This window comes from Paraburkholderia sp. GAS206C (assembly GCF_050435645.1).
Classification (GTDB): Bacteria; Pseudomonadota; Gammaproteobacteria; order Burkholderiales; family Burkholderiaceae; genus Paraburkholderia; species Paraburkholderia phenazinium_B.
Genome location: NZ_JBNDKR010000002.1, coordinates 241,012 through 265,467 on the forward strand (window position 1 = coordinate 241,012; position 24,456 = coordinate 265,467).

The following is a 24,456-nucleotide window of genomic DNA, read 5'->3' on the forward strand; positions in this document are numbered from 1 at the left end:
GATTAACTCCGGCTCCGGTATTGGTTGACAGCCTGCAGGCTCGTGTTCAGGTTCGGCACTTCCACCGCCGCCGAGCCGTCGTCCACTTCCTTCACCAACTCACGCACGGTTTGCGTGCGTTTGGAGGCGTTGTCGAAGTAGCGCGCGAGCGCTGCGTCGGCAGCGTGCAGGTCCGACTTCAGCGTGGTCTGGTTACGAGAAAGCAACGCGAGGCGCGCCGACAGCAGGCGCAGTTTCAGATTCTCGCGCAGGAAGTAGCCTTGATCCGGCGTGACCAGCATCGCGTCCGCATTGTCGATGCGACGCACTTGCACGAGGCTCGTCAACTGCTGGGCGATACCCGCCGAGAACACCTGCCACCATACCTTCCAACGCGGCTCGCCGGTGGCCGCTGCGACCTTCGCGGTATCGGCGGGCGCAGTGGCCTGCGGCACGGTGTGAGCGGTCAGCGCTTCACCGTCGAGCGGCAACGTGTCAACCTGGTCGATCGCGTTGTCGAGCTTGATGGCAAGACCCGTGAGATCAGTCGACGGCGCGGACTTCAGTTTGTCGATGTCCTCCGCAATCGCCTTGCGCACGGCCATGACCTGCGCGCCGTCAGAGGCCGCGAGTCGCGTATCGGCGCTTTGCAGTGCGAACAGCGCCAGTTGCGTGTTACCCGTCAGTTGCAACTGCTGGCTCGCGGCCGACAGCATCTGCCCCACTTCGGCGAGCGTCCAGTCGTCGCGATTGCGCGCGAGGTCCGCGTACTGTTGTTGCAGCGCTTGCTCGGCCTGCTGCGCGTCGGTCAGCTTGCCCTCGAGTTGCGACATCTGCGAATCGATCTCGTGAACGGTCGACACCGCCTGGTCCGTCTTCACGCTCAGTGCAGCAGTTTGCGCGTCGTTGGCCTGCTGCCGTTGCGTCAATTGCTGATCGAGCCTGATGAGCTTCCGGTTGAGCGTGATGCCGCCCGCAACCGCCGCACAGACAATGATCACGATGACCAACCACAGCAGCGGTCCGCCCGCGCTGCGGCGCGGCTGCTGCGCTTCGTAGGGCGTGAAGGGGGGATTGGGCGGCAACGCAGCGGTCGCAGCCGGCTGGGGGGAGGTGTTCGTGGGAGCGTTCGATTCAGTCATGCGTGAGTGAGCCGGGTTGGTCGGTACCGGTTGAACAACGGGAGGTACGGCTAAAAGCAAGGTATGGGCAATGCGCTCATCGCCCGCACCGGACACCGTAATGCTATCAAAACCCAGTCCCCGCGCGGTCTGCGCGATGCGTGGGTGCGGCGCGACGAGCGTGGCGCGCTTCAATTGAGCGATTTCGCCAGCGTTCAGGTGCTCGTGCGCGAGTTCGTCGAGATTGCGCACGCCTTCGGAACTGGTGATGAGCCACGCATGCGGTTCACCCGCCAGCAGCTCATGCACCCGGCTCCAGGCGCCGATGGACGGCTCCGGCACGAGCCGCCGGTAAGCTGCGACGGTTTCCACTTCGACGCCGCCCTCACGCAGACGATCGGCCAGCCATTCGCGACCGCCGTCGCCGCGCACGATCAGCACGCGCTTGCCTTCCAGCGAGGTCGCACCGAACGAGGCGTCGATGGCCGCGAAGAGCGCCTCCGAATCGAAACGCGCCACGTCGTCATCCGCCCCGGCCGATGGAGTAATCACGCGGTACGCCGGTGCCTCGACGCCGTGACGCGCCAGCGCCGCGACGCTGCCCGGCCCCACGACGCCGACCGGCAGCGCGTGCGGCCAGATCGAGTCGAACTCCGCAAACGCGTAGTCGACGGCGTTGGGCGAGACGAACACCACCAGCGCGTAACGTTCGAGCGCGACCAACGCTGCCTGCAACGGCGCCACGTCTTCGACGGGCACGATCTCGATCAGCGGGAATTCGAGCGTGGTGATGCCGGCCGCGTCCAGTTGCGCCGCGAGCGCGGTCGACTGCCCCGCGGGACGCGTGATCACAACCGTATACCGCGTCTTGCCAGACGAGTTGGGGGACGAGTTGCCGCCTGTTTGCGCCGTCATCACGTGCTGGTCGCCGGACCGCTCGCCGTGCTGAGCGCGCGGACGATTTCAAGCGCGCCTTGTTCTTCGAGCGCGTTCGCCACTTCGCGGCCCAACTGCAGCGCGCGTTCGACGGTGGGCGCCGGCGCCGATGCATGGGCGCTCAGCACCTGCTGGCCGTCAGGCGTCGCGACGATGCCGCGTAGATGCAGCGCGCCGTCGCGCCAGGTGGCGTACGCCGCGAGCGGCACTTCGCAACTGCCGCCGAGCGCACGCGACACCATCCGCTCGGCCTCGACTGCCGCAGCGGTGTGCTCGTGATGCAGCGGCGCAAGCCATGCCGCGAGTTCGGGCCGTCCGGCGCGGATCTCGATACCAAGCGCACCCTGCCCGGCAGCCGGCAAACTATCCGCGGGATCGAGCAACGCGCGAATCCGCTCGCCCAGACCGAGGCGCTTTAGCCCCGCCGCAGCCAGGATGATCGCCGCATAGTCGCCACGGTCGAGTTTCGCGAGGCGCGTATCGAGGTTGCCGCGCAACGGCTGCACGACAAGCTGCGGATAACGCGCGCGCAGCATCGACTCGCGGCGCAGGCTGGAGGTGCCGACCACGCTGCCTGCAGGCAACGCGGCAAGCGAATCATAGGCATTCGACACGAAGGCGTCGCGCGGATCTTCGCGCTCCATGATGGTGGACAGCTCGAAGCCCGCCGGCAGCTCCATGGGCACGTCTTTGAGCGAATGAACCGCCAGATCGGCACGGCCATCGGCCAGCGCGTTCTCCAGTTCCTTCACGAACAGGCCCTTCCCTCCCACCTTCGATAAGGTGCGATCGAGAATTTGATCGCCACGTGTCGTCATCCCGAGGATTTTTACGTCACAAGATGGATATAATTTGTGCAGCGCACACCGTACGTGCTCTGCCTGCCACATCGCAAGGCGGCTTTCCCGCGAAGCGATGATCAGGGTGGAGGGCGGTGGCGCCGAAAGCGTCTCGGAATTCATTACAAGTTCGGTGGATGACGGGAGGTTATAACAAACAATGTTAGCACGCGCTCCAGCCTTGCTTTATAGGCCAGATGGCTATGCTGGCGCGCCACCGCTGGAGGAGACAGGCCCGCATGGGCACACCGCAAATTTCAGCCATAGCGCAGTGTCGCCGTTCACGCACGATCGTTCGCGCGTCAAACGGCATCATGCGGGATGATGCAATGCGGTGCGCCGCGCAACAGCACTGAGGGGCCGCCTTCTCCCATTTGCCGATGGCCGTGTTTGCCATTGCTCTCGCAGTACTGAAGATTCTGCAGTTCAAGCGTAGTTGAAGCGCAGTTGCAGTAACAGCAGTTCATCTCTCAATAGACCCTGGCTTCCCTGAGGAAACCCATCGTGACGTCTTCCGGACCGGCGCGCCCTGCCCGCCGCAACACTGCATCGCTCAACGGTTCTGCGGGTGCGCCCGCAGTTGTTCCTACCGCACCGGCCACGTCCAGCGCCTTATCCAAACGCGATACGGCAAGCTCTGCCAAAAGCACGCAAGCCGTGAAAACGGGTAAGGCCGCGAAAGCAGGGAAAGGCGATAAGGCCGCTGGCAGCGCAAAAGCCGGCAAAGCCTCGAAGTCCAAGGCCGGCAACGGCACAGCCGCAGCCGCGCCGCTGCACGACGTGTCGAAAGAGACAGCCGTGCCGCCCGCACCGAAAACCAGCAGCCGCACGCGCGAGGACAAGGACCAGCCGCTCTTCCAGGACATCCGTTATCTGGGACGCCTGCTCGGCGATGTCGTACGCGAGCAGGAAGGCGACGAGGTGTTCGACGTGGTCGAGACGATCCGTCAGACGGCGGTGCGCTTTCGCCGCGAAGACGACAGCAGCGCCGCGCAGACGCTCGACAAGAAGCTGCGTTCGCTGAGTCCCGAGCAGACTGTGAGCGTCGTGCGGGCATTCAGCTATTTTTCGCATCTGGCGAACATCGCGGAAGACCGGCACCGCAATCGGCGTCACCGGATTCACGCGCTGGCCGGCTCGGCTTCGCAGGGCGGCACGATCGCTTATGCGCTCGAACGTCTGATGGAGGCCAACGCCGCCGCTACGCCGGTGTTGCAGCAGTTCTTCAACGACGCGCTGATCGTACCGGTGCTGACCGCGCACCCCACTGAAGTGCAGCGCAAGAGCATTCTGGACGCGCAGCACGACATCGCCCGCCTGCTTGCCGAGCGCGATCAGCCGTTGACCGAGCGCGAGCGCGCCCACAACGAGGCAATGTTGCGCGCCCGCGTCACCTCGCTGTGGCAAACACGGATGTTGCGCGACGCACGCCTTACCGTGGCCGATGAAATCGAGAACGCACTGTCGTACTACCGCGCGACTTTCCTCGAAGAAATCCCGGCCATGTACGCCGACATCGAAGCCGCGCTCGCCGAGCATGGTCTCGACGCCCGTCTGCCGCCGTTTTTCCAGATGGGTAGCTGGATCGGCGGCGATCGCGACGGCAATCCGAACGTGACCGCAACGACGCTCGAGGAAGCCATCACGCGCCAGGCAGCGGTGATCTTCGAACATTACCTGGAACAGGTGCACAAGCTCGGCGCCGAGCTGTCGATCTCGAACCTGCTGACGGGCGCAAGCGAGCCGCTCAAGGAACTGGCGAAGGCGTCGCCGGACCAGTCGCCGCATCGCGTCGACGAGCCGTATCGCCGCGCGCTGATCGGCATCTACACGCGCCTTGCGGCGAGCGCTCGCGTGCGGCTCGGCGAAGGCGCCGTGCCGTTGCGCAGCGCCGGCCGCGGTGCGGCACCGGTGCGCGCGCAACCGTACGCAGACTCCGACGCTTTCGTGCGCGACCTGCACGTGCTGATCGATTCGCTCGCGGAGCACCACGGCGCGTCGCTCGCGAGCCCGCGTCTGTCGCCGCTCGCGCGTGCCGCCGAAGTGTTCGGCTTCCACCTTGCCAGCATCGACTTGCGGCAAAGCTCGGACATCCACGAAGCGGTGATCGCCGAATTGCTCAAACACGCCGGCGTCGAAGCCGACTACGCCAGCTTGTCCGAAGCCGACAAGCTGCGCGTGCTGCTGGCCGAGCTGGCGCAGCCGCGTTTGCTGCGCTCGCCGTATCTCGAGTACTCGGATCTGGTGAAGAGCGAGCTGGGTGTGCTCGAAGCTGCCCGCGTGACGCGCGAGAAGTTCGGCGCGCGCGCCGTGCGCAACTACATCATTTCGCACACGGAAACGGTCAGCGATCTGGTGGAAGTGATGCTGCTGCAAAAGGAAACCGGCCTGCTGCAAGGGCTGCTCGGCAATGCGCACGAGCCGGCCAAGGGCGCGCTGATGGTGATCCCGCTGTTCGAGACGATTCCCGATCTGCAAAACGCGCCGCACATCATGCGCGATCTGATCGCGCTGCCGGGCGTCGACACGCTGATCGAACATCAGGGCGGCGAGCAGGAAGTCATGCTCGGCTACTCGGACAGCAACAAGGACGGCGGCTTCCTCACGTCAAACTGGGAGCTGTATCGCGCTGAGCTCGCGCTGGTGTCGCTCTTCAACGAACGTGGCGTGACGCTGCGCCTGTTCCATGGCCGCGGAGGCACAGTCGGACGCGGCGGTGGCCCGACCTATCAGGCCATCCTGTCGCAACCGCCGGGCACGGTGGACGGCCAGATCCGCCTGACCGAGCAGGGCGAAGTGATTGCCAGCAAGTTCGGCAACCCGGAAATCGGCCGGCGCAACCTCGAAACCGTGGTCGCTGCGACGCTCGAAGCATCGCTGCTGCCGCACGGCAATACGCCCGCGCAACTGCCGGCCTTCGAGGAGACCATGCAGCAACTGTCCGATGCCGCGATGGCGTCGTATCGCGCGCTGGTCTACGAAACGCCTGGTTTCAAGGAATATTTCTTCGAATCGACGCCGATTGCGGAGATCGCCGAGCTGAACATTGGCAGCCGTCCCGCGTCGCGCAAACTGCAGGATCCGAAGCAGCGCAAGATCGAAGATCTGCGGGCGATTCCATGGGGCTTCTCGTGGGGCCAATGCCGTCTGTTGCTGACGGGCTGGTATGGCTTCGGCAGTGCGGTAGCCGCGCATCTGGACAGCGCACCATCCGAAGCCGAACGGGCTCGCCGCCTTGGACTGCTGAAGAAGATGCACAAGACGTGGCCGTTCTTCGCGAACCTGCTGTCGAACATGGATATGGTGCTGGCAAAGACCGACCTCGCGGTTGCCTCGCGCTACGCCGCGCTGGTGAGCGACAAGAAGCTGCGCAAGCACGTGTTCGAGCGCATCGTCGCGGAGTGGGAGCGTACCTCGAAGGTGCTCTCCGAAATCACCGGCAAGAGCGAACGGCTCGCGGATAACCCGCTGCTGGCGCGCTCGATCAAGAACCGCTTCCCGTACCTCGATCCGCTCAATCACTTGCAGGTGGAACTGCTCAAGCGCCACCGTGCGGGCGATTCGAATGCGCGGCTGCGGCGCGGGATTCATCTGACGATCAACGGGATTGCGGCGGGGCTGCGCAATACGGGTTGAGGGAGTGGCTTGTGGGTCGATGAGACGCCGGTGGCGCAGGCCGCTGGTGGAAGAACCTCTCGCTGGCTTCCTTGGATGACCGAGCTGGATACTCAAAGCGCCCCGTACTGCACAGCAATACGGGGCGCTTTGCTTTGTGCGCACATCCACAACGGCGCATCGGGCAGCCTCATGCCCTGCGTGCAAACGCACGCGTGTCTACGGTCCGCCTACCTATTGCCACCTGCCGCTACAATAGAGACCGCCTGTACCAGTACAAGTCAGGCGATTATTCTGGTATCAACAACACTCCCTTTACCGACACGATGAGCCCGCCGTCCCCTGCCGACCCGTCCCCACCACCGCTCGATGCGACGCCCGCTCACGCGCTGGGCGATTTCATCCGCGCCCACCGCGAGCGGCTTTCGCCGCAGGCGGTCGGCCTGCCGCCCGGGCCGCGCCGGCGCACGCCGGGCCTGCGCCGCGAGGAAGTTGCACAACTCTGCGGGGTCAGTCCCACCTGGTACACGTGGATCGAGCAGGGACGGCCGGTTTCGGCGTCGGCCGATGCTCTCGCGCGGATCGCGGTCGCGCTGCAACTGTCGCGCGCCGAGCGGGCGTATCTGTTCGAACTGGCGGCGCAACGCGACCCGGCCGAACCCGATCCAGCCGCCGCCGACGCCCCCGCGACGCTGATCGAAACCGTCCAACTGGTGAACGCACCGGCTTACGTGCTGGACCGGCAATGGAACGCATTAGCCTGGAACGAGCGCGCGGCCGACCTGTTTGTCGGCTGGCTCGACGGCACGCACGACCGCAACCTGCTGCGCTTCACGTTCATGGAACCGGCGGCGCGCGAGCTGATCGTCGACTGGGAGACGCGCGCACGGCGGCTTGCCGCCGAGTTTCGCGCCGACTCGATCCGCCATCTGGCGGATGCGCCCACCCACGGCCTGATCGATACGCTGACGAGCACGAGCGACGCGTTCGCACGCTTCTGGGCGTCGCAGGACGTAGGCGAGCGCGAAGGTGGCCGACGCGAATTCAACCATCCGCGCGATGGAAGGGTGGTGTACGACCAGATCACGTTCAAGCCCGCGCACCGGGAAGATCTGAAACTGGTGGTGCTGGTAAGGGAGTAGCGGCGCTGCCGGATGTTAAAATCGAGGTCTTGTTCGTTTCGGCGGCGCCTCTACTGCCGAGAGCTTTTCCACCGCACGTTCTTCATTGCCCAACACCATGACGTCCCAACTGCATAAAAAAGGCGAAGCCTGGTCGGCTCGCTTCTCCGAGCCGATGTCGGATCTCGTCAAACGCTACACGTCGTCGGTTTTCTTCGACAAGCGACTGGCGCTGGTCGATATCGAAGGCTCGCTCGCGCACGCCGCGATGCTAGCTGCGCAGAAGATCATCGGCGCGGACGACCTGGCGGCTATCCAGCGCGGCATGGCGCAGATCAAGGGCGAAATCGAACGCGGCGAGTTCGAGTGGCAACTCGACCTGGAAGACGTGCATCTGAATATCGAAGCGCGCCTGACGGCGCTGATCGGCGACGCTGGCAAGCGCCTGCATACGGGCCGCTCGCGCAACGATCAGGTGGCGACGGACATCCGCTTGTGGCTGCGCGGCGAAATCGACCGGATTGGCGGCCTGCTGAAGGATCTGCGCGCGGCGCTGATCGACCTGGCCGAGCAGAACGCTGAAACGATCATGCCGGGCTTTACCCACTTGCAGGTGGCGCAGCCGGTGACGTTCGGTCATCACTTGCTGGCGTATGTCGAGATGTTCACGCGCGACACCGAGCGCATGCGCGACTGCCGCACGCGCGTGAACCGCCTGCCGCTGGGCGCGGCGGCACTCGCCGGCACGAGCTACCCGATCGACCGTCACGCGGTGGCAAAGACACTGGGTTTCGACGGTATTTGCGCGAACTCGCTGGACGCCGTATCGGATCGCGACTTCGCGATCGAATTCACGGCGGCATCGGCGCTGGTGATGACACACGTGTCGCGTCTCTCCGAAGAACTGGTGTTGTGGATGAGCCCGCGAGTGGGCTTTATCGATCTGGCGGACCGTTTTTGCACGGGCTCATCGATCATGCCGCAGAAGAAGAACCCGGACGTGCCGGAACTGGCACGCGGCAAGACGGGTCGCGTGAACGGGCATTTGATGGCATTGCTGACATTGATGAAGGGTCAGCCGCTGGCCTATAACAAGGACAACCAGGAAGACAAGGAACCGCTGTTCGATACCGTGGACACGGTGGCAGATACGTTGCGGATTTTTGCCGAGATGGTGGCAGGGATTACGGTGAAGCCGCAGGCTATGCGGGCTGCGGCGTTGCAAGGTTTTTCTACTGCTACGGACCTGGCTGATTATCTCGTCAAGCGTGGGTTGCCGTTCCGGGATGCGCATGAGGCGGTGGCACATGCTGTGCGCGTTTGTGTGGATCGCAACTGCGATTTGGCGGATCTTTCGCTTGATGAGATGCGTCAGGAGCTGCCAAATGTGGCTCACCTCATCGGTGAGGATGTGTTTGAGTATTTGACGCTTGAAGGGTCTGTGGCTAGCCGGAATCATGCAGGGGGGACTGCGCCTCAGCAGGTTCGGCTGGCTGTTGTTGTTGCTCGGGAAGCGCTCAAGTAAGCGCTTGGGGTGTTTTTGCCTGCGGCGCCTTGGTTTGGGTTGTTGTTCTTGGGGTGTTGGCCTTTCCTTGCTTTCTTATTGGTTTGCTGGCGTTGCCCCTGTGCGGGGCGGCACCTACTTTTCTTTGCCGCCGCAAAGAAAAGTAGGCAAAAGAAAGCGGGCTTGCAACCGCAAGCCTGTAGGTGTCCTCCACTGACATCAAGCCGGAGCGGTCCGCGCACGAAATCTGTCCTCGCGCCACACACGGCAGTGACAAGGCAGTCATCCGTTCCAGCGTTGCGCTGCGCGCCCCGCCGTCGGGCATAACTTCACCTAGCCGTGCGAAGAAAATTGTCCGATAGGCCAGCGTTAGAAGCCCGATGCTTCTGCAGACTTTATAGGAATGCTAACTATATTTGGGGCCTTCCTTCAACGGGATTGGGCGTTTCATCGGTTGGGCTCGGGGTTCGGCGATGCATGCAGCTTCAAGTCTTCCGTTGCCCCGCTTCCCCTTGCAGACCCATCCGCCACGCACATAGTGCGTGGGCGGGATGAATGAGTCCTTTGTCACTAATGCGTGTGGTGCGATGGCGCCTTTCGTGCGCGGACCGCTCCGGCTTGATGTCAGTGGAGGACACCTACAGGCTAGCGGTTGCAAGCCCGCTTTCTTTTGCCTACTTTTCTTTGCGGCGGCAAAGAAAAGTAGGTGCCGCCCCGCACAGGGGCAACGCCAGCAAACCAAAAAGAAAGCAAGGAAAGGCCAACACCGCAAGAACAACGACAAACCGCCGCAGGCAACCAAACCAACCACCCCACAAGCGATAATACCCCCACCGACCGAAGGTCAAAAAAAGCCCTACAAAGCCAAATGATCATCCGCCCCCACCTCCACTGGTTTCGCATGCTCCTGGCCTGGCGAGGCTCAGTCCTCCCGCAGCTTCTGCCGCGCCTCTTCCTGATCTTCTGCATCTCCATCGCGGCCGTGGCCGTCCACGACCACCTCCTCAGGATCACCGTCAACCTCAGCACCACCCCCTTCTCCCTCATCGGTATCGCGCTCGCCGTCTTCCTCGGCTTCCGCAATAACGCCAGCTACGACCGCTGGTGGGAAGCCCGCAAACTCTGGGGCCAACTCCTCAACGATGCCCGCTCCATGACCCGCCAGGTCCTCACCCTGCCCCGCGAGTCCCTCGCCCAGTCAGACGTCAAAGATTTCGTCCAGGCCCTAAGCGCGCTGCCCCATGCACTGCGTCATCAGCTCCGCAAAACCGATCCGCGCGATGACCTCGCCGCGCGCCTGCCCGCGCCGCTGCTCGACCGCGTCATGGCCTCACGTTATCGTCCCACCACCCTCATGCTCGTGCTCGGCGAATGGGTCCATCGCCAGTCGCGCACAAGCGCGCTGGACCCGATGGCCGTGCTCGCCTTCGATCGCAATCTGAATTCGCTGTCGGATGTCATCGGCGGATGCGAGCGTATCGGTTCTACGCCGCTGCCGTTTGCCTACTCGGTGATGATTCACCGTACCGTCTACTTCTTCTGCGCAGCGCTGCCGTTCGGACTCGTCGAAAACATCGGTATCTTTACGCCCGTCTTCTCGGTCTTCGTTGCCTACGCCTTCATGGCCCACGAGGCCATCGCCTCGCAGCTCGAAGACCCCTTCGGCACCGACGAAAACGACCTCGCCCTGACCATGATGTCCGTCTATATCGAGGACGCCGTCCGCGATCTGCTCGCCGAACCCGCCCTCGTCATCCCCGGCCCCGAAGCAGAGCAGTTCCTCGTGACCTGACGCTCAATGGCGGCTCACCGCCGCTAATCGCGGTCAATCGCCGTCGCTGCCCACCGTATCCGACAGCCGCTTGAGCGTCGCCACCCGCGCCCCAATGATGTCGACCCGGCCGCGCTCGTCGGTCACCGCGGTCGCCGCCTCCAGATACGCGCTCCACGCGCGCTGCGCCCGCGTCAGGATCGTCCGGGCACGCGCCGGCAGCTTGGTCTGCAAGCGGCGGTAATAGCGGTTCATGTCGAAAGTCGCGTGTTCGCACATCGCGTCCGCGGAACACGGTCGTGGGCGAACCGGCAGAGTTCCGCCACTGCCCGCGTCGGCAGCCGCGCTGCGCAGCGCCAGCGCGCGGTCGCGCACCGGCTGCAATTGCATGTCCGCCTCGGCGGTCTGATACATGGCACCTTGCTTTGTCGCGAAGACTGCGTCCAGCAACGGCGCCTGCGCATCGCGCGAAGCCTGCCAGCGGGTCTGGCTCTCTTCCCACAGCTTGCGCCGTGCAGGCGGCAGCTTTGCCGCAAGCTGCTGCCATGCCGTATTCATCGCGGCCTGCCAGCCAAAGCGCGCCGTCTCCATGCAATGCAACTGGCCCGTCGTCGACGACATGTCACTGCGGGCCAGACACGTACGCATCGCCGCGTCGATCGGATCGGCCGCGGCCACTTCGGCGCGCGCGCTGATCGCCAGCGTCGACGCCGTCGTCAGCAGCGCGGCAGCGGCCAACAACCAGGCGCCGCCGATCCGTTGCAATCGTCTCATTTTCAGCCGCGCACGCAATCGACGAAGTACTCGATGCGGCCATTGATCGTCTCGCCCACCAGACCGTGGATGTCCGTGTGGAAGCCAGGGAAGCGTTCGTTGAACTCGCGTGCAAAACGCAGATAGTTGACGATCGTCCTGTTGAAACGCTCGCCTGGAATCAGCAGCGGAATGCCCGGCGGATACGGCGTGAGCAGAATTGACGTGACGCGGCCTTCGAGTTCGTCGATCGGTACCCGGTCGATCTCACGATGCGCGAGCTTCGCGAACGCGTCGGACGGCTTCATGGCCGGCTCCATGCTCGACAGGTACATCTCGGTGGTCAGACGCGCGATGTCGTTGGCACGGTAGACGCTGTGGATCTGTTCGCACAGATCACGCAGGCCGACGCGCTCGTACATCGGATGATGCTGGACGAACTCCGGCAGCACGCGCCACAGCGGCTGGTTGTTGTCGTAGTCGTCCTTGAACTGCTGCAACTCGGTCACCATCGAGTTCCAGCGACCCTTCGTAATGCCGATCGTGAACATGATGAAGAACGAATACAGGCCGGTCTTCTCGACAATAATGCCGTGCTCGGCCAGGTACTTCGTGACGATTGCCGCCGGAATGCCGGACTCGCCGAAGCCGCCGTCCATGTCCAGACCCGGCGTGACGATGGTCGCCTTGATCGGGTCGAGCATGTTGAAGCCTTCGGCGAGCGGGCCGAAGCCGTGCCACGCGTCGTTCGGGCGCAACATCCAGTCTTCGCGCGAGCCGATGCCCTCTTCCGCGAACTCCTCCGGCCCCCACACCTTGAAGAACCAGTCGTCGACGTATTCGTCGTCGACCTTGCGCATCGCACGGCGGAAATCGAGCGCCTCGGCGATCGACTCTTCCACCAGCGCGGTGCCGCCCGGCGCTTCCATCATCGCCGCGGCCACGTCGCAGGAAGCAATGATCGCGTACTGCGGGCTCGTGGACGTATGCATCAGATACGCTTCATTGAAGCGGTGCTTGTCGAAGCGGCTGTTCTTCGAATCCTGCACGACGATCTGCGATGCCTGCGAAATGCCGGCCAGCAGCTTGTGCGTCGAGTGCGTCGCGAACACCAGCGCGCCGATGCGCGGACGACCCGCGCCAATGGCGTGCATGTCCTGGTAGAACTCGTGGAACTCGGCATGCGGCAGCCACGCTTCGTCGAAGTGCAGCGTATCGAGCCAGTCGCCGAGCATTTCCTTGATCATCTCGACGTTGTAGATCACGCCGTCATAGGTGCTCTGCGTGATGGTCAGGATGCGCGGCTTGAGGTCCGGATTCTTCGCCAGCGCTTCGCGCGCGAACGGGTTCGCCAGGATCTTCTTCTTGATGTTCTCAGGCTCGAATTCGCTGCGCGGAATCGGGCCGATGATGCCGAAGTTGTTGCGCGTCGGCGTGAGGAACACCGGAATCGAGCCGGTCATCGTGATCGCGTGCAGGATCGACTTGTGGCAGTTGCGGTCCACCAGCACGATGTCGCCCGGCGCCACCGTACCGTGCCAGACGATCTTGTTCGAGGTCGACGTGCCATTGGTCACGAAGAACACGTGGTCGGCGCTGAAAATGCGCGCGGCATTGCGCTCGGAGGCGGCCACCGGGCCGGTGTGATCGAGCAGCTGGCCGAGTTCGTCGACGGCATTGCACACGTCCGCGCGCAGCATGTTCTCGCCGAAGAACTGGTGGAACATCTGGCCAAGCGGGCTCTTCAGGAACGCCACGCCGCCCGAGTGTCCCGGACAGTGCCACGAGTACGAGCCTTCGTCCGCGTACTGCACCAGCTCCTTGAAGAACGGCGGCGCGAGCGAATCGAGGTAAACCTTGGTCTCGCGGATGATATGGCGCGCGACGAACTCCGGCGTGTCCTCGAACATGTGAATGAAGCCGTGCAGCTCACGCAGAATGTCGTTGGGCAGATGGCGCGAGGTGCGCGTTTCGCCGTACAGGAAGATCGGGATGTCGGCGTTGCGGCGGCGCACTTCCGTCACGAACGCGCGCAGTGCGACGATTGCGGCGGCCAGTTCGGGCGCGTCGCCCTCGACCACCACGTTGTCGGAATACGGCAGCAGCTCATCGTCGTCGATCGACAAAATGAAACACGACGCACGGCTCGACTGCTGCGCGAACGAGGTCAGATCGCCATAGCTCGTCAGCCCGAGCACTTCCGCGCCTTCTTTCTCGATTGCTTCCGCGAGAGCCCGGATGCCGGAACCCGAGATGTTCTCGGAGCGGAAATCTTCGTCAATGATGACGACGGGAAAACGAAACTTCATGGGCGATTCTCCAAAAGGAACGACCGCTGCTTTCCTGGGTAAAGAGCAGCGGTCACCTGTATTTCCGGGTGGGTCAGTGCGCTGCGAGCGTCACGTTTTGGGCAACGTCACGCCGTGCTGACCTTGATATTTGCCGCCGCGATCCGCGTACGACGTTTCACAAATTTCGTCGCTTTCGAAAAACAGCACCTGGGCAACGCCTTCGTTCGCGTAGATTTTCGCAGGCAAAGGTGTCGTATTTGAGAATTCCAGCGTAACGTGCCCTTCCCACTCGGGTTCAAAAGGCGTCACGTTGACGATGATCCCGCAACGCGCATAGGTCGACTTGCCCAGACACACCGTCAGGACGCTGCGCGGAATACGGAAATACTCCACCGTGCGCGCCAGAGCGAACGAATTCGGCGGGATGATGCAGACGTCGCCCTTGAAATCGACAAACGACTTCTCGTCAAAGTTCTTGGGGTCGACGATGGTCGAGTTGATGTTCGTGAAGATCTTGAATTCGTCCGCGCAGCGAATGTCGTAGCCGTAGCTCGACGTGCCATAGCTGACGATCTTCCGGCCGTCCTCGGAAACGCGCACCTGATCGGGCGCGAACGGCTCGATCATGTTGTGCGACGCGGCCATGCGCCGGATCCACTTGTCGGATTTGATGGTCATAGTTGAACGCTGCGTAACGGATGAAGCATGGATGAATAAGGATGAAGCCGGCAAAGGCCCGCCGGGCCGCGTGTTGCCGGACGAAAGGCGCTTATTTTACGCGATCAGCGCGCTGCTGCCGCAACTGCGGCAAATAAGATTGCTGCAGCGCAGCGGAGTGAGAACGGACCGGTTCTGCAGAATGCTGAAGACGCGTCGAAAATGCGGCGCGAGACTTGATGATGACCGCGCGCCAGCCACCACTGGCCGCCGTTACTGCCGGATGATGCCGCAAGCGAGCAGCGGGCCGGCACCATGTTGCGGCCAGGCGTAAGGATCGGAAGCGTCGCGATGCACCACCACCGCCCGCTGCAGCACCGAGCGGATGCCGTCGAGCGAAACGTCCGGCGCCACGATAAAGCCGCTCGCCACACCGTTCGAATCCGCGTGGATATTGCCGAGATCGCCTTCAACCCGTGCACCCATCTTCAGCCGCTCGGCCGCCGGCGCGAAAACCGCGCCGACGCTCGAACCGTCCACCGAATTGCAATCGCCGCGCTCATGCACCTGCAGCGCATGATCGCTATCAGGAGGCAAGCCGGAAAGATTGTAGGTAACCTGCACGCCGTCGGAGCGCTCAATGAAGGTCACCAGACCGCGCGTCTGGCTTCCTACGGCCGGCACCAGTTGTGCCTCGGCGCGCTTTTCCTGTGGTCTCAGGAATGTAGTGCAGCCGCATAGCAGCAGGCTGCTGGCAGCCAGGACGATGAACGCATGCACCGCCTGCCCGTCGATTCGTTTTCCCATGCGATCCTCTTGTCGACCGCCGGCCGCCCCTGCGGTCGCCGAGCCGAACCTGATGAAGTCGACATGATACCGCGAGCGGAGGCGTCTCCAACGCCTGCGCCCGTGTTCCGAAAGGAGTTTCAGGTGTTCTGCACCACGATCGTCGGAAACTTCGAAGTCATGTCGCGGGCACGCTCGGCGATATGGATCGCCACCTTGCGGGCAATCGAGCGATAAATCTCAGCGATCCGGCCGTCCGGATCGGCCACCACGGTCGGGCGACCGGAGTCCGCCTGCTCGCGGATGCCTATATCGAGCGGCAGGCTGCCGAGCACTTCGACGCCATATTCCTTCGCCATGCGATCGCCGCCGCCGGCGCCGAAAATATGCTCTTCGTGGCCGCAATTCGAGCAGATATGGATGCCCATGTTCTCGACGATTCCAAGGATCGGAATGCCGACCTTCTCGAACATCTTGAGGCCCTTCTTGGCGTCGAGCAGCGCGATGTCCTGCGGCGTGGTCACGATCACCGCGCCCGTCACCGGCACGCGCTGCGACAGCGTGAGCTGGATGTCGCCGGTGCCGGGCGGCATATCGACGATCAGGTAGTCCAGATCTTCCCAGTTCGTCTGCCGCAGCAGCTGTTCGAGCGCGGAGGTGGCCATCGGGCCGCGCCAGACCATCGGGTTGTCCTGCTCGATCAGAAAGCCGATCGAGTTGGCCTGCATGCCGTGGCCGCGCATCGGGCTCATTGTCTGGCCGTCCACCGATTCCGGACGGCCTTCGATGCCGAGCATCATCGGCAACGACGGGCCATAGATGTCCGCATCCAGAATGCCGACAGACGCGCCTTCGCTCTCGAGCGCCAGCGCCAGGTTCACGGCGGTCGTGCTTTTGCCGACGCCACCCTTGCCCGACGCCACCGCGATAATGTTCTTCACGTTCGGCAACAGTTTCACGCCGCGTTGCACGGTGTGCGCCGCGATCTGCTGGGAAACCTGCACACGTGCCTCGGCCACACCCGGCACGGCGCGCAACGCGTCGCCGATCAGTGTGCGAATCGCTTCAAACTGCCGTTTGGCCGGATAGCCGAGTATCACTTCGACGCTAACCGTGGCACCATCAATAGCGGTGTTCTTGAGGCCTTTCGCCGCCGCGAAAGGGCGGCCGGTGTTGGGGTCAGCGACAGTCGCGAGGGCGGCGTCGACCAATGCCCGATCAATGCTCATTGAGACTCCATGGGAACACTTGCGGCGCGACCGAATCGAAGTTTCGGCCACCGACTGGAAATTGAAAGAAATTGTTATGTGGGATTGCGCAAATCAGCCTTGCCGGGCACCCTTCGCCAGCAGCAGGCCGCAGGGTCGCATCGCCAGATACTTCAGTCGTCATTGTAGTGGCTGGCGCGGGAGGTTGCCGGAAGACCCTTCTTCACCGTGTTTGCGCGGCGTCGACCAACATGCCCATCGTGGACGGACGACCCGCTTTAATAATCAAGAGGAATCAAAATGAACGCAAAAATCATGACTCGCCTGGCAGTCTTCGCAGTCGCCGGTTCGCTGCTGGCAGGCTGCGCCACGCAACAGGGCACCAACACCGCCGTCGGTACGGGCGTGGGCGCCGGTACGGGTGCGGCACTCGGCGCGATCTTTGGTGGTGGCAAGGGCGCGGCAATCGGTGCGGGCGTCGGCGCAGCGGTTGGCGGCATCACCGGCTACAACTGGCAGGCCATTCACAACAAGCTGTCGGGCGCCACCAAGGGTACCGGCACGCAGATCACGGAACAGCCGGACGGTTCGCTCAAGCTGAACATCCCGAGCTCGGTTACGTTCGATACGAACAGCTATGCGCTCAAGCCGTCGTTCACGCCGATCATCGACCAGTTGGCGCAGACGCTCCAGCAGAATCCGGAGCTGATCGCGCAAGTGGTCGGTTATACAGACAGCACCGGTTCGCCCCAGTACAACCAGACCCTGTCGGTCAACCGTGCACAAAGCGTCGCCGACACCCTGCTCCAGCGCGGCATCAATCCGCAACGCCTGTCCGCACAGGGCATGGGTCAGAACAATCCGATCGCCGACAACAACACGGACGCGGGCCGTGCTGCGAACCGCCGCGTGGAAATCTACCTGCGCGCGACCGCGCAACACGCAGGCTAACGGCTAGTACAGCGGGGAATGGGTGTGGGGCCAGCGCGCGGCGTGCAGTCAGTCGCCGCGCCGCGAATCCCACCATGTGATGGGGACGGAAACACCGGTAGGTGAATCGAAAAAAATTTCGAACTCTCCCGAAAATCCGCTGTCTCTCTTTACGGTACGTGGCTGGCTTTGCCGCCACGGCACCATTCTCCTCTTGTCGTTGTTGCTCCGGGGCCCATAGCCCCGGTTTTTTTTGGTGCCGGTTCCGCGCGCCGTTCAGTTCAAGGTCTGGCGCACCAAAACACCGCGGGTCTGCTCGCCGCGGCCGCCCTGCTAGAATCGTAGTTTCGTCTCCCGCAAGCCCTCATACTCCCTATGTCAGCACCCGCAACCGGTCTCCCCGCAGGCGCGCCGTCCGGCCGTCGACAGATTCTCGTCACGTCAGCCCTTCCCTATGCGAATGGGCAAATCCATATTGGCCATCTGGTCGAATATATCCAGACGGACATCTGGGTCCGGACGCTGCGAATGCACGGTCACGAGGTGTATTACGTGGGCGCCGACGATACGCACGGCACGCCGATCATGTTGCGGGCGGAAAAGGAAGGCGTCACGCCGAAGCAGCTGATCGACCGCGTCTGGCAGGAACACAAGCGCGATTTCGACAGCTTCGGTATTTCCTTCGACAATTATTATTCGACCGACTCGGAAGAGAACCGGGTTCTTAGCGAATCCGTCTATACGGCGCTCAAGGACGCAGGGCTGATCGACGCACGCGATATCGAACAGGCGTATGACCCCGTCAAGGAAATGTTCCTGCCGGACCGCTTCATCAAGGGCGAGTGTCCGAAGTGCGGCGCCAAAGACCAGTACGGCGACAACTGCGAAGTGTGTGGCTCGACCTACCAGCCCACCGAGCTGATCAACCCTTACTCGGTGGTCTCGGGCGCCACGCCGATCCGCAAGACGTCGACGCACTATTTCTTCCGCCTCTCCGACCCGCGCTGCGAGAATTTCCTGCGCGGCTGGGTGGGTGGGCTGGCGCAGCCTGAAGCCACCAACAAGATGCGCGAATGGCTCGGCGATTCCGGCGAGGCCAAGCTGGCCGACTGGGATATTTCCCGTGACGCGCCGTACTTCGGCTTCGAGATCCCCGGCGCGCCGGGCAAGTACTTCTATGTGTGGCTGGATGCGCCGGTCGGCTATTACGCGAGCTTCAAGAACCTCGCGGAAAAGCGCGGCATCGATTTCGACGCGTGGGTGCGCAAGGGCTCGAGCGCCGAGCAGTACCACTTCATCGGCAAAGACATCCTGTACTTCCACACGCTGTTCTGGCCGGCCATGCTCGAGTTCTCGGGCCATCGCACGCCGACCAACGTGTTCGCGCACGGCTTCCTGACGGTGGACGGCGCGAAGATGTCGAAGTCGCGCGGCACGTTTATCACGGCGCAGAGCGTGATCGACACCGGCCTGAATCCGGAATGGCTGCGCTACTACTTCGCCGCCAAGCTGAACAGCACGATGGAAGACCTCGACCTGAATCTGGACGACTTCCAGGCACGCGTGAACAGCGATCTGGTCGGCAAGTACGTGAACATCGCGAGCCGCGCGGCGGGCTTCCTGATCAAGCGTTTCGACGGGCGCGTGCAGGACAGCGCGATGCAGCATCCGCTGCTCGGCACGCTGCGCGCGGCGATCCCGCAGATCGCTGCCAACTACGAAGCGCGCGAGTACAACCGCGCACTGCGTCAGACGATGGATCTGGCCGACGCCGTCAACGCTTACGTGGATACAGCCAAGCCGTGGGATCAGGCGAAAGATCCAGCCAACGCGGTCGCGCTGCACGAAACCTGCAGCGTCAGCGTCGAGGCGTTCCGGTTGCTGTCGCTCGCGCTGAAGCCGGTGCTGCCGAAGCTCGCGGAAGCCGTCGAAGGGTTCCTCGGCATCGAGCCGCTGAAGTGGTCCGATGCCGCCACGCCGCTCAGCTCAGAGCGGCCGATCAACGCGTACAAGCATCTGATGACGCGCGTCGATCCGAAGCAGATCGAAGCACTGCTGGCGGCCAATCGTGAGTCGCTGCAGGCAACGGACTCGGCGGCGCCTGTCGCCGCCGACAACGCCAAAACCAAGGCCAAGGCAAAAGCTGCTGCCGCCGGCGACAAGGCAAGCACCGAAGACGACGGCTCCGGCATCATCTCGATCGACGACTTTGCAAAGATCGATCTGCGTATCGCGAAGATCGTCGACTGTCGCGCGGTGGAGGGTTCTGACAAGCTGTTGCAACTGACGCTCGACGTCGGCGAAGAGAAAACCCGCAACGTGTTTTCGGGTATCAAGTCGGCCTATCAGCCGGAGCAACTGATCGGCAAGCTGACGGTGATGGTGGCAAATCTTGCGCCGCGCAAGATGAAGTTCGGGTTGTCCGAAGGGATGGTGCTAGCGGCATCGGCGACCGACGAGAAGGCCGAACCGGGCCTCTACATCCTCGAACCGCATAGCGGCGCGAAGCCGGGCATGCGGGTCAAGTAGGACCGCGGCGCGGGTCGCGCTACCGCCGTCACTGGAAAAGCAAAAAGCACGTCAGCCGACGTGCTTTTTTGCTTTGCGAGCATGCTGGGGCAACCCGCATGCATCGCCCTACTGCTTCGACTTGCCAAACCACGGCCAGCGATCGAAGCGCCGCGTGTACAACAGGTTCATCCCCTGGAACGTCCCGCCGTACGCCACCACCGACCAGTAGCGCGTCAGATTGACCGTCGCCTTGATCGCATTGCTCGCCGACTGCAGACCCTGCTCATATCCCAGCACCAGCCACTGGTTGATGGCCTTCGACACCATCACGACCTGCGGATCCGTCAGCCCCACATCGCTCGTGCCGATCGAAAACTCGTCGAGCCCGAACGTCTGCGCGATCCGCTTGCCTTGCGTATTGCCGAGCAGCGCCAGGGCGGTCGTCATCGCGCTTTGCTGACCGAGGTTGTTGCCCTGATCGGTGCCGTGGCCAAACAACAGCCATGACAGCTTTTCGTTGTCGGGCACGGACGGCTCCGAGATCAGCTTGGCGACCGGCGCGTCGACGGTACCGGTCACCTGTACGCCCGCTTCGACCTGCTGGTTGCGCCGCATCGCCAGAATGTTGATGCCCGGATTGGCCACCGGACCGTTGAACGTGAAGAAGCCGTTCTCGATGTTCAGCTTGCGCCCGAAAGCGGTATAGGTCGAGCCTTGTGTCACGCGCACGTCGCCCACTGCGCGCAGCGGCGCGTCAGGCGCGCTCAGCGCAGTGATCTTGCCGGTCAGCCCGAGGTCCGCGCCCTGACCGCGGAAGCGGAACTTGTTGCCCAGATTGATCTCGACGGTAGCGGTCGGCGCAAAGCGGCTTGCCGGCTTGTTGCCGGGGAGCACACCCGGCTTCGCCTCGCCGGGCACCGTGCCGTCAGGCCGCACGACCACCACGTCATCACCGAGCTTGGGCGCCGCCTGCTCCGGCATGTCGAAAAGCGCGTGATCGACGGTGAATTTGCCATTGATATTCATAGCCCCCAGGTGCCCGCCGTTGGCCACGGTCGCGCTGCCCGAGAGCGACAGATTGCGGTCCGGCGCCGCGAACAGTTCCAGCTTGTCGGCAACAATGCTCGCGGTCAGATCGGGCTCCGAACCGTCGAGGCGCACCTTGCCGGTAGCGCGCAACGTGCCGGTTGCGCCGTGGAATTCAACCTGCTGGAAGTCCACCAGATTCTGCGACAACGCAATGCGGATCACTCCATCCTTCAACTGGATGCCCTGATCGACCGCAGTGGCCGAGATGCCGTCGCCCAGCAGCGACCCCGACACGCTTGGCTTCGCCACCGTGCCGCCAAGCGCGAGCTTCAGCGCGAGATGGCCGTCGAGCATATAAGTCGGGCCAAGCAGACCGCCGGTGGTCTTCAGCGACGGCACATTGGCGTCAATGTTGCCCGTGAGCGGCGCCTCGTCGTTGACACTCAATGCACCGTTGTTCATCGCAAGCGTCGTGTGAGCGTCGGCGTCGATCACGCCGATCCGGCTCGCCTGCGCATGCACCGTCGCGTTCAGGTGATTGCCGGCGCTAAAGTCGACGCGCGCCGAGAGATCGGTGATACCCATCGATGCAAGACCGTTGCCGATTTCCACCGTCACATCGCCGCCGCGGCGCTTCAACTGGATGTGGCCGCTCGCCGTGTTGCCGAGCGCGAAGTCCCAGTCGCCGTCGAACACCAGATCGGTTTTCATCGGCGGCGGCTCGCCGGTGAACTCCTGCTGGATCGCCATCAGGCGAGCCACCGAAACGCCCGTCAACGAGCCGGCCGACTGGATGCGTCCGTGATCCAGCGCGAACGATTTCAGATCGAGCACCGCGCCTTCCAGCGTCAACCGGGTTGCGCCGAGCGTCACGTGGTTAGGCGCCGCGCTGATGGTTAGCGGCGATTCGAGATTGATCGAAGGCGTGCCGCGATTCTGCAACTGCGTGACGGTGCCATCCCAGGCCGTGCCTTGCGATGTATCGGCGAGGCGGCCGTTGGCGGCCAGCGTCAGGTCGAGCGGCCGCTGATACAGCGTGCCGACCGCCTGGGCTTGCAGCGTATGGTGCGCGCGCGTGCCGTTCAGGCGCGCGCTGAGCGTCGACAGTTCGACGCCGTTTGTGCTCAGGTCACGCGCGTCGGTCGTAAAGACCATCGCGCCGTTCGCACCGTCGCGCAACTCGGCGTGGCCCTCCGCGTGGCCGAGCTTGTTCGCGCCGAACACGACGCTATCGGCCTTGTAGTCCAGCGTGACATTCGGATGCGCAAACGAGCCGGTCACATCGCCGTTGGCGGTAACCTGCCCGGCCAGACCGAAGCCGAGGCGCTCGATTTGCGGGGCATCCGCGCGAAACCGCAGCCGGTCGCCCGGCGCGCCGAAGCTGCCCTGCAGATCGACCTGGTTGCCTGCTACTGACAGCGTGAGCTTGCTGGGCAGGATCCGCGAACCTGCGAGCTGGATCGTGCCGCCGCCGGTCATCGGCAAGTCGTCGTAGACGCTCTGGCCAAGTTTGATCTCAGCTTTGGTCGTGAAGGTAGGACCGAGCACGCCGGCTGCCGTGATGGTGCCGTTGACGCGCGCCTGGATCTTCGGCGACGGAGACGACGATGGTTTTGCGGCAGGCGCCGAGCGCTTTGCCGGAGGTACCGGGGCTTGTGCTGGACGCACCGGGGCTTTTGCCGGTGTCGCCCTGGCAGGATTGCTGCGGCCCTTGCCGTCGTTTGCTGCAGCGCCGGCTGGCGAACGCGAAGGCATCTGCGAAGTCAGACCGAGCGGATCGAAATCGGTCAGTTGTGCTTTCAGGTTGTATGTGGAACTGGCGTCGTGTTTGATGGCGCCCGAGAGGTCAATCCGTCCGCGGCCCGAGGTGATCCGCACATCGCTAAAACTCATGCGCGCCGGGTCAAACGTGATTTTGCCCTGGGCGCGCAGCGCGGCCTTGGGATCAGCGAGGTCGAGCGTGATGCTCTGCACGTCGTCATTCAGGCGAATGCCGATCGGCCCGGCAAGCTGGGTTGAGCGCACGCTCGCTTCGAGCGCGTTCAGGTCGAGACCGGCCACATGCAGATCGAGTTGGCCACGCTTGCCAGTCAGCGTGCCCGCGCCTGTGAGCGTCGCGTTCTTGACGAGTCGCACGTTCAGATTCGAGATGCTTTGGGCGTGCGCATCGAGCCGCACGTCGGTATGGGCTTCGATGAGCGGCAGCAGATGTTCGTCGATCGCGCCCGGTTTCGCGTTGACGATCGACACCTGACCAGCGACTACAAAGCCAGCGGCAGATCTCGCCGCGGGGGCGGCGGTGGTCGAGGCGCTCGCTGCAACCGGACCGGCAACGCTCCCGCTCGCAACCACACCACTCCCACTCGCGCTCGCCGCACTCGCCGCCGCTGCGCCACCGCCGCCCTCACCCACAACCGGCTGCAGATCCGCCCGCACCGCCAGATCCGCCAACGGCGCACCAGGCGCGAAAGCCTGCGGGTTAATGTGATCGAACGTCAACGTCGCGCGCTGCAGCGGCACCTCGGCAAACGGCGTCGCCTCCACGTGCGCATGGCCCGCGAGTTTCATGCCGCTCGCATCCAGTTCCGCCATCAGCGTCTCGAGCGTGCCGCTCAAGCGCCCGCTGACCTGCACCGGCTCCTCATTGACCTTGCCCGAGTAACCAATATTGCCGCTCAACGGAAACGGCCGCACGCCATCCAGCTTCGCCGCCGCCGTCACCGAACCAAACGGCGTATCGAGCCGATCGATCGCGGCTTCGTGATGCTGCCCATCGCTGCGTCCATGGAAAATGAAATGCGAATACTCAGCCGTCGACCCGCCTTGATGCAACAGCAGCGTATCGACCCGCACGTCACGTATCTCGATCTGCATCGGTAAGCGCAGGTCCTTCGGCAGGCTCATCGGCGAACTGCTGCTGGATGAGGACGAGCCGATCCGCGCGTCGATGGTGCCCACATGCAGATAGTCGACCGCAAAACGCCACGGCCGCCCGCTCACCGCCCAGCGGCCATCGACCTTGTCCACCTTGATGTCCGTGCCGCTGCCATCGAGACTGCGCCACTCCACCCCGTGCAAACGCAAGCCCGTGATCAGCGCGCCGCCGTCCAGCGTGCCGGTGAGGCGGCCGCCCAGCAGCCTCACTGCAGCGTGCCACGCATAGGCAGTGCCGCGTTCAGTCGCCACCGCGCCGTATAACGCTCCCGCCAGCAATGCCACGAGCACCACCGGCACCCCCATAAACCACGCGAGCAGCGTCCACAACCGGCGCTTGCGGCGCACGGGAGGCGGCGTCTCAGAACCATCCGGCGTGGTGCCACCGGGTGTCTGCGGAGGAGGGTTGGCGGAAGAATCCGTCGTCATACTCGAGCCATGCGAATCACAATGCCTGAAGCGAAAGTCACT

The 24,456-nt window shown here is 63.5% G+C and carries 14 protein-coding genes; 6 read left to right on the top strand and 8 right to left on the bottom strand.

Annotated features, from left to right (window positions below; all coding sequences use genetic code 11):
* Positions 1-2: 2 nt before the first annotated feature.
* The gene (hemDX, locus tag P3T20_RS05480) at positions 3-2,015 is read right to left on the bottom strand and encodes a fused uroporphyrinogen-III synthase HemD/membrane protein HemX (RefSeq protein WP_429286297.1); all 2,013 of its coding nucleotides are present in this window, start codon (positions 2,013-2,015) and stop codon (positions 3-5) included.
* Complete coding sequence (hemC, locus tag P3T20_RS05485; RefSeq protein WP_429286298.1) at positions 2,015-2,998, bottom strand: hydroxymethylbilane synthase; 984 nt, start codon at positions 2,996-2,998, stop codon at positions 2,015-2,017. The genes hemDX and hemC overlap by 1 nt, the downstream gene beginning before the upstream one ends.
* A gap of 381 nt (positions 2,999-3,379) precedes the next feature.
* On the opposite strand from hemC, the gene ppc reads away from it, so the two are divergent.
* The 4 genes from ppc (at position 3,380) to P3T20_RS05505 (ending at position 10,907) form a co-directional block, all read left to right on the top strand.
* Positions 3,380-6,511: a phosphoenolpyruvate carboxylase gene (ppc, locus tag P3T20_RS05490; RefSeq protein WP_429286299.1), complete on the top strand. Its 3,132-nt coding sequence runs from the start codon at positions 3,380-3,382 to the stop codon at positions 6,509-6,511.
* 305 nt (positions 6,512-6,816) lie between these two features.
* On the top strand, positions 6,817-7,632 hold the full coding sequence (locus tag P3T20_RS05495; protein WP_429286300.1) for a helix-turn-helix transcriptional regulator: 816 nt from the start codon (positions 6,817-6,819) through the stop codon (positions 7,630-7,632).
* Positions 7,633-7,729: 97 nt separating this feature from the next.
* The gene (argH, locus tag P3T20_RS05500) at positions 7,730-9,136 is read left to right on the top strand and encodes an argininosuccinate lyase (protein WP_429286301.1); all 1,407 of its coding nucleotides are present in this window, start codon (positions 7,730-7,732) and stop codon (positions 9,134-9,136) included.
* A gap of 847 nt (positions 9,137-9,983) precedes the next feature.
* Positions 9,984-10,907: a bestrophin family protein gene (locus tag P3T20_RS05505; RefSeq protein ID WP_074265481.1), complete on the top strand. Its 924-nt coding sequence runs from the start codon at positions 9,984-9,986 to the stop codon at positions 10,905-10,907.
* A gap of 33 nt (positions 10,908-10,940) precedes the next feature.
* Here P3T20_RS05505 and P3T20_RS05510 read toward each other — a convergent pair whose 3' ends face one another.
* The 5 genes from P3T20_RS05510 to apbC form a co-directional block, all read right to left on the bottom strand.
* Positions 10,941-11,660 carry a lysozyme inhibitor LprI family protein gene (locus P3T20_RS05510; protein WP_429286302.1) on the bottom strand — a complete coding sequence of 240 codons (720 nt, stop codon included), beginning with the start codon at positions 11,658-11,660 and terminating at the stop codon, positions 10,941-10,943.
* A gap of 2 nt (positions 11,661-11,662) precedes the next feature.
* Positions 11,663-13,948, bottom strand: coding sequence for an arginine/lysine/ornithine decarboxylase (locus P3T20_RS05515; protein WP_074265483.1), 2,286 nt, complete (start codon positions 13,946-13,948; stop codon positions 11,663-11,665).
* A gap of 90 nt (positions 13,949-14,038) precedes the next feature.
* Complete coding sequence (gene dcd, locus P3T20_RS05520; protein ID WP_012432068.1) at positions 14,039-14,608, bottom strand: dCTP deaminase; 570 nt, start codon at positions 14,606-14,608, stop codon at positions 14,039-14,041.
* 252 nt (positions 14,609-14,860) lie between these two features.
* Complete coding sequence (locus P3T20_RS05525) at positions 14,861-15,394, bottom strand: superoxide dismutase family protein (RefSeq protein ID WP_074265484.1); 534 nt, start codon at positions 15,392-15,394, stop codon at positions 14,861-14,863.
* 119 nt (positions 15,395-15,513) lie between these two features.
* Complete coding sequence (gene apbC / locus P3T20_RS05530; RefSeq protein WP_074265485.1) at positions 15,514-16,602, bottom strand: iron-sulfur cluster carrier protein ApbC; 1,089 nt, start codon at positions 16,600-16,602, stop codon at positions 15,514-15,516.
* 279 nt (positions 16,603-16,881) lie between these two features.
* Between apbC and P3T20_RS05535 the strand changes: the two genes are divergently transcribed.
* The gene (locus P3T20_RS05535) at positions 16,882-17,532 is read left to right on the top strand and encodes an OmpA family protein (protein WP_074265486.1); all 651 of its coding nucleotides are present in this window, start codon (positions 16,882-16,884) and stop codon (positions 17,530-17,532) included.
* Positions 17,533-17,886: 354 nt separating this feature from the next.
* Positions 17,887-20,040, top strand: coding sequence for a methionine--tRNA ligase (gene metG / locus P3T20_RS05540; protein ID WP_429286303.1), 2,154 nt, complete (start codon positions 17,887-17,889; stop codon positions 20,038-20,040).
* Between the two features lie 108 nt (positions 20,041-20,148).
* Here the strand turns inward: metG and P3T20_RS05545 are convergent, their stop codons facing one another.
* Positions 20,149-24,414 carry a translocation/assembly module TamB domain-containing protein gene (locus tag P3T20_RS05545; protein ID WP_429286304.1) on the bottom strand — a complete coding sequence of 1,422 codons (4,266 nt, stop codon included), beginning with the start codon at positions 24,412-24,414 and terminating at the stop codon, positions 20,149-20,151.
* Positions 24,415-24,456 lie beyond the last annotated feature (42 nt).

Coding starts and splice junctions, on each gene's coding strand:
- P3T20_RS05505 (WP_074265481.1), top strand. CDS start 9,984: ATGATCATCCGCCCCCACCTCCACTGGTTTCGCATGCTCCTGGCCTGG.
- P3T20_RS05535 (WP_074265486.1), top strand. CDS start 16,882: ATGAACGCAAAAATCATGACTCGCCTGGCAGTCTTCGCAGTCGCCGGT.
- argH (WP_429286301.1), top strand. CDS start 7,730: ATGACGTCCCAACTGCATAAAAAAGGCGAAGCCTGGTCGGCTCGCTTC.
- P3T20_RS05510 (WP_429286302.1), bottom strand. CDS start 11,660: ATGAGACGATTGCAACGGATCGGCGGCGCCTGGTTGTTGGCCGCTGCC.
- P3T20_RS05545 (WP_429286304.1), bottom strand. CDS start 24,414: ATGACGACGGATTCTTCCGCCAACCCTCCTCCGCAGACACCCGGTGGC.
- metG (WP_429286303.1), top strand. CDS start 17,887: ATGTCAGCACCCGCAACCGGTCTCCCCGCAGGCGCGCCGTCCGGCCGT.
- apbC (WP_074265485.1), bottom strand. CDS start 16,602: ATGAGCATTGATCGGGCATTGGTCGACGCCGCCCTCGCGACTGTCGCT.
- hemDX (WP_429286297.1), bottom strand. CDS start 2,015: ATGACGGCGCAAACAGGCGGCAACTCGTCCCCCAACTCGTCTGGCAAG.
- dcd (WP_012432068.1), bottom strand. CDS start 14,608: ATGACCATCAAATCCGACAAGTGGATCCGGCGCATGGCCGCGTCGCAC.
- P3T20_RS05515 (WP_074265483.1), bottom strand. CDS start 13,948: ATGAAGTTTCGTTTTCCCGTCGTCATCATTGACGAAGATTTCCGCTCC.
- hemC (WP_429286298.1), bottom strand. CDS start 2,998: ATGAATTCCGAGACGCTTTCGGCGCCACCGCCCTCCACCCTGATCATC.
- P3T20_RS05495 (WP_429286300.1), top strand. CDS start 6,817: ATGAGCCCGCCGTCCCCTGCCGACCCGTCCCCACCACCGCTCGATGCG.
- P3T20_RS05525 (WP_074265484.1), bottom strand. CDS start 15,394: ATGGGAAAACGAATCGACGGGCAGGCGGTGCATGCGTTCATCGTCCTG.